Below are 12,887 nucleotides of genomic sequence, written 5' to 3' on the forward strand. Positions count from 1 at the left end.
CGGTCCGGCCGGGAGCGGACCCGGTCCCGGAACACGTCACCCGGCCCCTTCGTCCGAAGAGCGAACGCCGCGAACCTGTGAGGCAAGACCACATGTCGGAAGACACGCGACTCCTCGACTACCTCAAACGGGTCACCGCCGACCTGCGCCGTACGCGTGCCGAACTGAGCGATCTGAGGGCACGCGAGTCCGAACCCGTCGCGATCGTGGGGATGGGGTGCCGGGCACCCGGCGGCGTCGACGCCCCGGAAGCCCTGTGGCGCCTGCTCGACGGCGGCACGGACGTGATCGGCGGCATGCCGAGCGACCGCGGGTGGGACCTGGAGGCCCTGGCCGCGCTCCCCGGGGGCACGCGTTCGGGCGGGTTCCTGGAGGACGTGTCCGGTTTCGACGCCGACTTCTTCGGGATCTCCCCGCGTGAGGCCGCGGCGATGGACCCCCAGCAGCGGCTGATGCTGGAGGTGTCGTGGGAGGCGGTCGAGCGAGCCGGGATCGACCCCGCCTCCCTGGCGGGGACCCCGACGGGGGTGTTCACCGGCATCAGCGTGAGCGACTACGCGGGAGCCTCGGCCTCGGGCGCGCTCCCCGTCCCGGAGGAGGCGAAGGGCTATCTGCTCACCGGGACGGCCACGAGCGTGGTCTCGGGCCGGGTCGCGTACACGTTGGGCCTGTCGGGGCCGGCACTGACCGTGGACACCGCGTGCTCGTCCTCGTTGGTGGCGCTGCACCTGGCTGTGCTGGCGCTGCGCAGGGGCGAGTGCTCCCTGGCGCTGGCGGGCGGGGCGACGGTGATGTCCGGTCCCGCGCTGTTCTCCGAGTTCGCCAGGCAGGGCGGTCTGGCGGCCGACGGCCGGTGCAAGTCGTTCGGTGAGGGCGCGGACGGCGCGGGGTTCGCCGAGGGCGTCGGCGCGCTGGTGCTGGAGCGGCTGTCGGACGCCCGGCGCCACGGGCGCCGGGTACTGGCCGTCATCCGGGGCAGCGCGGTCAACCAGGACGGTGCGTCCAACGGCCTCACGGCCCCCAGCGGGCCCGCACAGGTGCGGGTGGTGCGCGCGGCGCTCGCGGACGCCGGGCTGGCCCCGGACGACGTGGACGCGGTCGAGGGGCACGGGACCGGTACGGAGCTGGGCGATCCCATCGAGGCCGAGGCGCTGGCCGAGGTGTTCGGGGCGGGGCGGTCCTCCCGGCCGGTCCACCTCGGCTCGGTCAAGTCCAACATCGGCCACACCCAGGCGGCCGCGGGCGTGGTCGGGGTCATGAAGATGGTGCTGGCCCTCCAACACGGGGCCCTGCCCGCCTCCCTGCACTCCCGGACGCCCTCGCCGCTGGTGGACTGGTCCTCGGGCCGCCTCAGCGTGCTGTCGGAGCCGGTGCCGTGGCCCCGGGGAGAGCGCGTGCGCAGGGCGGGGGTGTCGGCGTTCGGTATCAGCGGCACCAACGCCCACCTGATCCTGGAAGAGGCACCGGAAGGGGCGCCGGAGGAGGACGCCGGACCCGGACCCGAACGGCCCGAGCCCGGCATCGTCGGCGGGCCACCGGTCTGGACCCTCTCCGCCCGCGACCCCCGGGCGCTCAGGGAGCAGGCGGCCCGCCTGCGTGACCGGCTGCGGGACCTCCCCGGATCGCCGGGCGCCGCGGAGGTCGCCTGGTCCCTGTGCTCCTCGCGGACGCTCTTCGCGCACCGCGCCGCGGTGATCGGCTCCGGGCCCGACCAGCTCATGGAACGGTTGGACGCGCTGGCCGCCGGTGACCGCCCGGAGGGCGTGGTCACCGGTACGGCCCCCGGGGCCGGGCGCGCCTCCGCGCCCGTGTTCGTCTTCCCCGGCCAGGGAGGCCAGTGGGAGGGGATGGCCCGTGGCCTGCTGGAGTCCTCGCGTCCCTTCGCCGAGGCCGTGGCCGAGTGCGAGCGGGCCCTGGCCCCGTTCGTGGACTGGTCCCTGACCGCCGTCCTGCGCGGCGCGCCCGGAGCGCCCGCGGTGACCGGGCAGGACGCCCGCGTGGACGTGGTGCAGCCCGTGCTGTGGGCGGTGATGGTGTCGTTGGCCCGGCTGTGGCGCGCCGCGGGGGTGGAGCCCTCCGCCGTGGTCGGGCACTCCCAGGGCGAGATCGCCGCCGCCTGTGTGGCGGGGGCCCTGACCCTGGAGGACGGCGCCCGCGTCGTCGCGCTCCGCAGCCTGGCACTCAGGGAGATCGCCGGACACGGGGGTATGGCGGCGCTGGCGCTCGCTCCGGCGGAGGCCGCCGAACGGATCACCCCCTGGCGGGGGCGGATCTCCGTCGCCGCGGTCAACGGTCCCGGGTCCACCGTGGTCTCGGGGGACGAGGACGCGGTGACCGAACTCGTCCGCGCCTGCGAGGCGGACGGCGTGCGAGCACGCCGTGTCGACGTCGACTACGCCTCCCACTCCGACCACGTCGAGAGGGTCGCCCACAGGCTGCGCGCCGACCTGGCCCCTGTCCGTCCGACACGGGGGAGGGTTCCGTTCCATTCCACCGTCGCCCCCGGGCCCGGGTGGGCGCCCGGGGAGCTGCCGGACACGGAGCCCGTGGACGGCGCGTCCCTCGACGCCGGCTACTGGTACCGGAACCTGCGCCACCCCGTGCTGTTCGCCCCGGTGGTCGACCGCCTGGCGCGGCAGAGCGCGACGTTCGTGGAGGTGGGCCCGCACCCGGTGCTCACCCTGGCGATCGAGCAGACCCTGGAGGAGCGGGGACAGGGCGACCACTCCGTCCTCGCCACCCTGCGCCGCGGTGAGGACGGGCCCCTGCGGTTCCGGACGGCACTGGCCGAGGCGCACTGCCGAGGCGCGGGCGTCGACTGGGGCCGGGTGCTCGGCGGCGCGAACGGCGCCCCGCCGGTCGAACTGCCCACCTACCCGTTCCAGCGCCGGCGCTACTGGCTGTCCGTGCCGCACACCTCCGGAGATCCCGCAGAACTGGGCCTGGAACGGTCCGGCCACCCCCTCCTCGGCGCGCGCGTCCCCGTGGCCGACACCGGACAGACCCTGTTCACCGGTGTGCTCGACACCGCGGGCCACCCCTGGCTCGCCGAGCACCGGGTCGGCGGACGCGCCCTGGTACCCGGTACGGCGGTGGTGGAGCTGCTGCTGTACGCGGGCCGTGAGTGCGGCTGCCCCGAGATCGCCGACCTCGTCGTCCTCGCCCCGCTGGAGCTGCCCGGGGAGAGCGGCCGGGGGACCCGGGTGCAGATCACGGTGGACGCCCCGGGAGAGGGGGGACGACGCGCCGTCCGGGTGCGCTCCCTCCCCCAGGGCGAGGACTCGTGGACCCTGCACGCCCAAGGGGAGCTCGCCCCCTCCTCCGGAAGGCCCGCCGCGACACCGGTGGCGGCCCCGGGCGCCGATGCCGTACCGGTGCCGACCGAGGACGGCTACGCGTTCCTCTCCGCGCACGGCTACGACTACGGGCCGGCCTTCCGCGGCCTGCGCGCCGCGTGGGCGGACGCCTCCGGAGTGTGGGCCGAGACCGAGCTCGACCCCTTGCCCGGGGACGCCGCAGCCATGGCGGGACCGCACCCCGCGCTGGCCGACGCGGGACTGCACGCGCTCCTCCTGCACGACCTCGCGGAGGGACCGGGCCGAGCCCTCCGGCTGCCGTTCTCCTGGAGCGGCGTCAGGCTCCACCCGGTGCGGACGCCCTCGCGTACGCGGGTCCGGATCACCCGGACGGGCACCGACACCTACTCCGTGGTCTACGCCGACGCCGACGGCGCCCCGATCCTGTCCATCGACGCCCTCACCGTCCGCGAGGCCCCGGCCGCCGCCGACACCGCGCCCAACGCCCTCTTCCAGCAGGAGTGGCACGAACTCACGGCGCCGGGCCGGGCGGAGGAACCTCCGCGTCCGGACACGTGGGCGCTGGTCGGAGCCCTCGGGGAGGGCCGGGCCGGGCACCACCCCGACGCGCGCGCCCTGGTCGCCTCCCTCGACCGGGGAGCGCCCGCACCCGGCCTCGTCCTGCTCCCCGCGGGCGGCGGCGAGGGACCTCCCGACGGGCGCACGAGAGCCGGGCTGCACCGGGTGCTGGAGTCCGTGCGGACGTGGCTGGACGACGAACGCCTCGCCGCCGCCAGGATCGTGGTCGTGACCACGGGGGCCGTCGACCCCCTGGAGGCCGGATCCGGCGCCGCGCACCGCGTGGACCTGGCCGGAGCGGCGGTGTGGGGGCTGGTCGCCTCCGCCGAGACGGAGAACCCCGGCCGATTCCTCCTGTTGGACACCGACCGGTTCGACCTCCAGACCGTCGCCGATGCCGTCCGCACCGGGGAGCCGCGCGTCGCCGTGCGCGACGGCCGCCTGTACGCCCCCCGCCTGGCCGACGCCGGCCCGGGCGGCGAGGGACTGGTCCCGCCCCAGCGGCGCTCCGACTGGCGTCTGGAGTCCCGCGAGCCGGGGCGGGTGGACGGGCTCGCCCTCGTCCCGTACCCCGAACAGCTGCGCCCCCTGGAGACGGGGGAGGTCCGTGTCGCCGTCCGCGCCGCGGGCGTCAACTTCCGCGACGTGCTGATGACCGTGGGCATGCACCCCGAGCCCGTGAGCATCGGTCACGAGGGGGCCGGCACGGTCATCGAGGTCGGCCCGGACGTGCACGACCTCGCGCCGGGGGACCGGGTGATGGGCCTGTTCCCCGGCGCCTTCGCCCCGGTCGCCGTCGCACCGCGCGGGTTCGTGGCGCCCGTGCCGGAGGGGTGGGACGACGCCTTCGCCGCCGCCGTGCCCGCCGTCTACCTGACCGTCCACATCGCGCTGGTGGAGGAGGCCGGACTCGGGCCGGGGGACCGTGTCCTGATCCACTCCGCGGCCGGGGGGGTGGGACAGGCCGCCGTCCACCTGGCCCGGCACCTGGGCGCCAGGGTCCTGGCCACCGCCAGTCCCGAGAAGTGGGACGTACTGCGGGAGGCGGGGATCGCGGACGAGCACATCGCCCACTCCCGGAGACTCGACTTCGAGGAGCGTTTCCGCGCGGCCGGCCCCGTCGACGTCGTCCTCAACTCGCTCACGGGCGAGGCGATCGACGCCTCCCTGCGGCTCATGGCCCCCGGTGGGAGCTTCGTGGAGCTGGGGCACAACGAACTCCGCGACCCCGGGCGGATCGCGTCCGAGCACGGCGGCGTCCGGTACCGGACGGTCGATCTGTCGACCCTGCCCGCCGAGCGCGTCCAGCGCGCCTTCAACGCGATCCTGCCACTGCTGGAGAAGGGCGAGCTGCCCGGCGTCCCGGTCACCCGTTACCCCGTCGAACGTGCGGTCGAGGCCTTCCGGCTCATGCAGCACGGACGCAACGTCGGCAAGATCGTGCTCGACATGGCCACGCGCTTCCGGCCCGGCGGCACCGTCCTGGTCACCGGGGGGACCGGCACGCTGGGCGCCCTGGTCGCCCGCCACCTGGTGGTCCGCCACGGGGTCACCAGCCTCGTCCTGACCGGACGGCGCGGGCGCCAGGCACCCGGAGCGGCCGACCTGGCCGCGGAGCTGGCCTCCCTCGGCGCACGGGTGGAGATCACCGCCTGCGACGTCTCCGACCCCGGCCAGGTGCGCGCCCTGGTGGACGGCGTCCCGGCCGGCCACCCGCTCACCGGTGTCGTCCACGCCGCCGGGGTGGTCGACGACGCCACCGTCACGCGGCTCACCCCCGAGTCGTTGGAGCGGGTCCTGGCCCCCAAGGTCGACGGGGCGTGGAACCTGCACGAGGCCACCGCCGGTCTCGACCTCGACGCCTTCGTGCTGTTCTCCTCGGCTGCGGGCGTGCTCGGCTCGGCCGGGCAGGCGGGGTACGCGGCGGCCAACTCCTTCCTGGACGCCCTGGCCCGACACCGACGCTCCCTCGGCCTGCCCGCGCAGTCCCTCTCCTGGGGCAGGTGGGCCGATCGGAGCGCGATGACCGCCCACCTCGGCGACGCCGACGACGCCCGGATGAGCAGGATGTGGGGAGTGGAGGCGATCAGCGCCGACGAGGGGTGTGCGCTCATGGACGCCGCCGCGGACACCGGTCTGCCCCACGTGCTTCCGGTGCCGATGGCCCTGTCCGCGCTGCGGGCCCGGGCCTCCTCCGCGAACGGCGTCCCCGCGCTCCTGCGCGGTCTGGTGCGCCCGTCGGCTCCCGTGGAGGACGACCGGGCACGCGACACCGCTGCCGTGCTGCGGACGGCCGGGGAGGGGCCCGAGCGCCGTGCGCTCCTGGAGGAGCTGATCGGCTCCCGGGCCGCGCAGATCCTCGGCCACCCCTCCGGCCACCGCGTCGACCCCGAACAGGACTTCCTGGAGTCGGGGTTCGACTCGCTCACGGCCGTCGAGCTGCGCAACCACCTCCAGGAGGCGACGGGGCTGCGGCTTCCCGCCGGGCTGGTCTTCAACCACCGCACCCCGGTGGCCCTGTCCGCCCACCTGGACGGGCGGATGGGCACGGGACACGCGGGCACCCCCGAGGCCCGGCTGGACCCGGAGGCCCCGAAGGCCCCGGAGCGGACCGCCCCGGCCGCCGGGCCCGTCGCGTCCGCGGCGCCCGCGTCCCACGGTGATCTCGTCGAGCTCTTCCGGGAGGCGTGCCGCGACGGGCGCCCCGAGGACGCGGTCACCCTCGCGCGGATCGCGGCGCGCGGACGCCCCGTCCTCGCCCCGGGGGACGCCTGGCCCGTGGCGCCGACCCGGCTCTCCTCGGGAGGGGAGGCCCCCGCTCTGATCTGCTTCCCCTCCCTCGTCATGACCTCCGGTGCGCAGGAGTTCGCCCGCTTCGCCGCCTTCTGGCGGGGACGGAGGAGCGTCCACGCCCTGCCCGCGCCCGGTTTCCTGGCCGGGGAGGCGCTTCCCGCCGACCGGCTCGCGCTCGTCCGCGCGCAGGCCGACGCCGCGCTCCGGGCCGCGACCGGTCAGCCGTTCTTCCTGGTCGGCCGTTCGTCGGGAGGATGGCTGGCGCACGCCGTCGCCGAGGAGCTGCACGAGCGCGGTCTCGCGCCCGCGGGTCTGGTGCTGCTCGACACCCCGGTACCGGACGAGCCCGGAGTGCTCCCGATCGTCACGGAGTCCGTGACCGAGCGGGCCGACGAGTTCGCGTTCCTGGACGCGGACCGTGTCACCGCCATGGGCGCCTACCTCGCGATGTTCGCCGGCTGGAGGCCCGGCTCCCCGGTGTGTCCGGTCACACAGGTCCGGCCGACCAGCCCCGTGCGCGGCTCCAACGGCGCGGCACTGGGCCTGGGCTGGGAGTGGCCGCGCCCGCACGGCCGGGTCGAGGTGCCCGGGGACCACCTGACGATGATGGAGGAGCACGCGGGGACCACGGCCGCGGCCGTCGAGGAGGCCCTCGCCCGGCCCGAGACCGCGCGCGGGGGCCGGTCGATGGTGCGTCGCCTGCGCGACCGCGTCAGGGACCTCGGCTGAGCCCTCCCCTCCCGCCGCGGGACACGGCCTCCGCGGCGGGAGGGGAGGACACGAGGCGGGCCCGCGTCCGGACCGGCCCGGGACCGCCGCGGGGGGAGACACGCGCCCCCCGGAACAGAACGGGCCCGCCGGGCGTTGGCCGGTACGTGCCCGCGGCGCCCCTTCGCCCGCCCGCGACCGCGCGCCCACCGCGCGGACCCGGCGGCGAAAACCGGTTGCCGTCCCTCCTACCCTTGACTACTGATGAGCACCACCACGCCCGCGCCCGCCGCGGACACGCTGCGTTCCCGGCTGCGCGACCTCATGCCCTCGGACCGCCACCGGCTCCGTCGGCGTATCGACGGCCTGGCCAAGATCGGCGACGAGCGCCGCCGCGCCTCCGTCGCCGCCCAGATCTCCGGGGACGTCGACGAGGCGCTCCTGCGCGTGAACCTGCGCCGTGAGTCCGTGCCCGAGCTGAGCTACCCCGAGTCCCTGCCGGTCAGCTCCCGGCGCGAGGACATCGCCGAGGCCATCCGCGACCACCAGGTCGTCATCGTCGCCGGTGAGACCGGCTCGGGCAAGACCACCCAGCTGCCCAAGATCTGCCTGGAGCTGGGGCGCGGCGTCATGGGCACCATCGGCCACACCCAGCCCCGGCGGCTGGCCGCCCGCACCGTCGCCGAGCGCATCGCCGAGGAGATCGGCACCCCGCTGGGCGAGACGGTCGGCTACAAGGTCCGCTTCACCGACTCCTCCAGCGACAGCACCCTGGTCAAGCTGATGACCGACGGCATCCTGCTCGCCGAGATCCAGCACGACCGCATGCTGCGCCAGTACGACACGCTCATCATCGACGAGGCCCACGAGCGCAGCCTCAACGTCGACTTCCTGCTGGGCTACCTCAAACAGCTGCTGCCCAGGCGCCCCGACCTCAAGGTCGTCATCACCTCGGCCACCATCGACCCCGAGCGCTTCTCCCGCCACTTCGACGACGCCCCCATCGTCGAGGTCTCCGGGCGCACCTACCCGGTCGAGGTCCGCTACCGGCCCATCTCCGAGGAGATCCTCGACCCCGAGGAGAAGAACCCGGGCGGCGGCACCGACCGCGACCAGACCCAGGCCATCCTGGACGCCGTGGACGAGCTCGGCCGCGAGGCCCCCGGCGACGTGCTGGTCTTCCTCAGCGGCGAGCGCGAGATCCGCGACACCACCGAGGCTCTGGAGAAGAGGAAGCTCCCGGGCACCGAGGTCCTGCCGCTCTACGCGCGCCTGTCCACGAGCGAGCAGAGACGCGTGTGGTCCTCGCACAGCGGACGGCGCATCGTCCTGGCCACCAACGTCGCCGAGACCTCCCTGACCGTCCCCGGCATCAAGTACGTCATCGACCCCGGCACCGCGCGCATCTCCCGCTACTCCCACCGCACCAAGGTGCAGCGCCTGCCCATCGAGGCGGTCTCCCAGGCCTCCGCCAACCAGCGCAAGGGCCGCTGCGGCCGCGTCTCGGAGGGCATCTGCATCCGGCTGTACTCGGAGGAGGACTTCCTCTCCCGCCCCGAGTACACCGACCCCGAGATCCTGCGCACCAACCTGGCCTCGGTCATCCTCCAGATGGCCGCCCTGGGGCTGGGCGACGTCGCGGCCTTCCCGTTCGTGGACGGCCCCGACCACCGCCAGATCAAGGACGGCGTCAACCTCCTCAACGAGCTGGGCGCCCTGCACCCCGACGAGTCCGGGGGCAAACGCAGGCTCACCCCGATGGGCCGCCGCCTGGCCCAGCTGCCCATCGACCCCCGTCTGGGCCGGATGGTCCTGGAGGCCGAGGAGCGCGACTGCCTGGGCGAGGTCCTGGTCATCACCGCGGCCCTGTCCATCCAGGACCCGCGCGAGCGGCCCACGGACAAGCAGCAGCAGGCCCAGCAGGCGCACGCCAGGTTCACCGACAAGGAGTCGGACTTCCTGGCCTACCTCAACCTGTGGAACCACCTGCGCGAGAAGCAGCGGGAGCTGTCGGGCAACCAGTTCCGCAGGTTGTGCCGCGATGAGTACCTCAACTACCTGCGCGTACGCGAGTGGCAGGACATCCACGGCCAGCTCAGGCAGGTCCTGCGCTCCATGGGCGTGGAGGTGCCGCATCCCCGCGAGGAGGCCGCCGACCCCCGCGGCGTGCACATGTCCCTGCTGGCCGGACTCCTGTCGCACGTGGGCCTCAAGGACCCCGAGAAGCACGAGTACCTGGGCGGACGGGGCGCCCGCTTCGCCGTCTTCCCCGGTTCGGCGCTGTTCAAGAAGCAGCCCCGCTACGTGATGGTCGCCGAACTGGTGGAGACCTCCAAGCTCTGGGGCCGCATGGCGGCCCGGATCGAGCCCGAGTGGGCCGAGGAGCTGGCCGGGGACATCGTCAAGCGCAGCTACAGCGAGCCGCACTGGGAGCGCAAGCGCGGCGCCGTCATGGCCTTCGAGCGCGTCACCCTCTACGGCGTGCCCATCGTCGTGCAGCGCAAGGTCTCCTACGGGAAGATCGACCCCGAGCTGTCCCGGGAGCTGTTCATCCGCCGCGCCCTGGTCGAGGGCGACTGGGAGACCCGCCACCACTTCTTCCACGACAACCGCAAGCTCCTGGACGAGGTGGAGGACCTCGAACACCGCGTCCGGCGCCGCGACATCGTCGTGGACGACGAGACGCTGTTCCAGTTCTACGACGCCCGCCTGCCGGACTCGGTGGTCTCGGCCGCGCACTTCGACTCCTGGTGGAAGAAGGCCCGCCGCACCGAGCCCGGGCTGCTGGACTTCACCCGCGAGGAGCTCATCAACGAGGGCGCGGGGGCGATCAGCGAGGACGACTACCCGGACGTGTGGCGCCAGGGCGAGTTCACCTTCCCGCTCAGCTACCAGTTCGAGCCGGGCAGCGACTCCGACGGCGTCACCGCGCGCGTCCCGGTGAAGTTCCTCAACCAGGTGGAGGACACCGGGTTCGACTGGCAGATCCCGGGTCTGCGCGACGAACTGGTGACCGCGCTCATCCGTTCGCTGCCCAAGCCGCTGCGCCGCAACTTCGTCCCGGTCCCGGACAACGCCGCCCGCGCCCTGGCCGGGCTGGTCCCCTACGAGGGGCCGCTCACCGCGGCGCTGGCCGCCGAGCTGACCCGGATGGCGGGGGAGCGGATCGCCCCCGGCGACTTCCAGCTGGACCGGGTGCCCGACCACCTGCGCATCACCTTCCGGGCCGTGGACGACCGGGGCCGGGCCCTGGCCGAGTCCAAGGACTTGGAGAAGCTGCGCGCCAAGCTCAAACCGCGCCTGCGCGAGGCGATCTCGGCCGAGGCCAAGGGCGTGGAGAAGAAGGGCCTGACCTCCTGGGACTTCGGCCCGCTGGAGCAGACCCTGGAACGCAAGGCGCTGGGGCCCAAGGTCAAGGGCTACCCGGCGCTGGTGGACGAGGGCGACAGCGTCGCGATCCGCATCTTCGACACCCGTCCCGAACAGCGCGCCGCGATGTGGGCGGGCACCCGCCGACTGCTGCTGCTCACCGTGCCGTCCGTGGCGAACGTGGTGAGCAAGGGGCTCAACAACCCCGACAAGCTGGCCCTGGCCGACAACCCGCACGGTTCGATCCGCAGGATGCTCGACGACGCCGAGGCGGCCGCCGTCGACCACCTGCTCGCCCGCGAGGGCGGACCGGTGTGGAACGGCGAGGACTTCGCCAAGCTCGCCGACCGGGTGCGCGCCGACCTCGGCGACACCCTGGCCGAGATCCTGGACAGGTCCGCGCGCGTCCTGGTGCTGTGGCGCAAGGTGTCCAAGAAGGTCAAGGGGACCACGTCCCTGGCCGTGCTGCCCTCGCTCAACGACGTGCAGGGCCAGCTCGGCGACCTGGTGGGCGAGGGGTTCGTGACCCGCACCGGCCTGGCCCGCCTGGACGACCTGCACCGCTACCTGCGCGGGGTGGAGTACCGGCTGAACAAGTTGCCGGAGAACCCGCGCCGCGACCAGGTGAACATGTCCAAGGTGGAGCAGATGCGCCAGGCCGTGGCCAAGCTGCGCGGGAGCCTGCCGCCCGGCCGCGCGGCCGATCCGGACGTGGCCGAGCTGCGCTGGATGCTGGAGGAGTACCGGGTGAGCCTGTTCGCGCAGGAGCTGCGCACGGCCTACCCGGTCTCGGACAAGCGCATTCTGAAGGCGGTCGAGGCCGTCAAGGCCGCCGAACGCACGTAGGGGGCGCTGCTCACGCGCCCCCGCGGGCGCGGGCGCTTCTTCGGAGGGATTTCCGGTACCGCGTACCTTTCGCGAAGGCGCGGAAATTAACCGGAAGGCGTACGGTCCGCACGTTTTCCCTGGTGATACGAAATGTGCGGGCGGTGATTCACGTCCCGCCTCTCCGGATTTCACCGCCGTTGTCCGCCAAAGCCGTGTCCTGCGAGGGGGAGGTTGTTCCGGGCGGCATGGATTTCCCTTTCCGGGGAAGTTACCCGAACGCTCACGCAAGGGACTTCTGTGAATGCTCTCCACCGGAAGGGAGAACGGTTTTGGCTGATCACCTCGACTTCTCGGATTATCTGATCGGTACGGAGGCGAGGAAACTCTACGAGCACCTGGTCGAGGTGGGCTGGCTGGCCACGTCCAACCTGCGGGGCCGGGCGGGCGGGGCCTTCCGCGAACTGCTGCGACACCGCTACGTCCGGATCTCCCGCCACGAGGAGGACGGGACCGAGATCATCGTCCCGGTCTCGCCACAGGTCATCCGGCAGGCCCTGCACCGCTCCGGTGAGGCCAGGATTCGCCAGGCCCGCGAGCTGGCGGCCGGGCTCGACTCCTGGCTTCTGCCGCTGGGCGCCGCCTACGAGCGCTCGGACGGGGAGGCGGACGGGTCCGGAGTGGAGGGGATGCGGCTGGTCATCGGCCGGGGACGCATCCAGGACCTCTCCCACGACCTGGTGGAGTCGGCCACCACCGACTTCCGGATCTTCCTCACCGGGCACTACCTCGACCTCGTCTCCTACAGCGGTCTCCTCGACCAGATCGAGACGCTGAGGGCCAAACGGGTGAGGTTACGGATACTGCACACCAAGGACCTCCTGGAGGACCGGGCGAGCGCCGGAGCCCTCCTCACCGGCCTTCCCGAGGACAGCAGGACGGCCTCGCACCTGCCGCTGTGGCTCCTCGTCAGCGACGAGACCTCGGCCCTCATCCCCGTGGAGTCCACCGGCGTGGCCAACGGCCTCTGCATCGATCTGCCGGGGGTCGTCGAGGCGCTGGCCAGCCTGTTCGAGATCTACTGGAGCATGACCCTGGAGGTCGCCGAACAACCCGGCCGGGGGGAGAACCACGACGAGTTCCTGCGCAAACAGCTGTGCCTGGGACAGACCGACGCGGCCATCGCCGCCCGGATGCGGGTCAGCGAGCGAACGGTGCGCAGGCGCGTGTCCGTGCTCATGGACGACCTGGGCGCCAGGACGCGCTTTCAGGCCGGCTTCTTCCTCGGCCGGCGGCGCGGCGTCTGACGGCGGCCGG

At 73.7% G+C, this 12,887-nt stretch carries 3 protein-coding genes; all 3 read left to right on the plus strand.

Annotated elements, in window-relative coordinates; genetic code table 11:
• Positions 1-92 precede the first annotated feature (92 nt).
• On the plus strand, positions 93-7,397 hold the full coding sequence (locus tag EV372_RS16725; RefSeq protein WP_130396727.1) for a type I polyketide synthase: 7,305 nt from the start codon (positions 93-95) through the stop codon (positions 7,395-7,397).
• 243 nt (positions 7,398-7,640) lie between these two features.
• Positions 7,641-11,591: an ATP-dependent RNA helicase HrpA gene (hrpA, locus tag EV372_RS16730; RefSeq protein ID WP_130396728.1), complete on the plus strand. Its 3,951-nt coding sequence runs from the start codon at positions 7,641-7,643 to the stop codon at positions 11,589-11,591.
• A 311-nt stretch (positions 11,592-11,902) separates the two neighbouring features.
• Positions 11,903-12,877 carry a helix-turn-helix domain-containing protein gene (locus tag EV372_RS16735; RefSeq protein ID WP_130396729.1) on the plus strand — a complete coding sequence of 325 codons (975 nt, stop codon included), beginning with the start codon at positions 11,903-11,905 and terminating at the stop codon, positions 12,875-12,877.
• Positions 12,878-12,887: the final 10 nt, after the last annotated feature.

The organism is Nocardiopsis sp. CNZ308, from assembly GCF_004217075.1.

Coding starts and splice junctions, on each gene's coding strand:
- hrpA (WP_130396728.1), top strand. CDS start 7,641: ATGAGCACCACCACGCCCGCGCCCGCCGCGGACACGCTGCGTTCCCGG.
- EV372_RS16725 (WP_130396727.1), top strand. CDS start 93: ATGTCGGAAGACACGCGACTCCTCGACTACCTCAAACGGGTCACCGCC.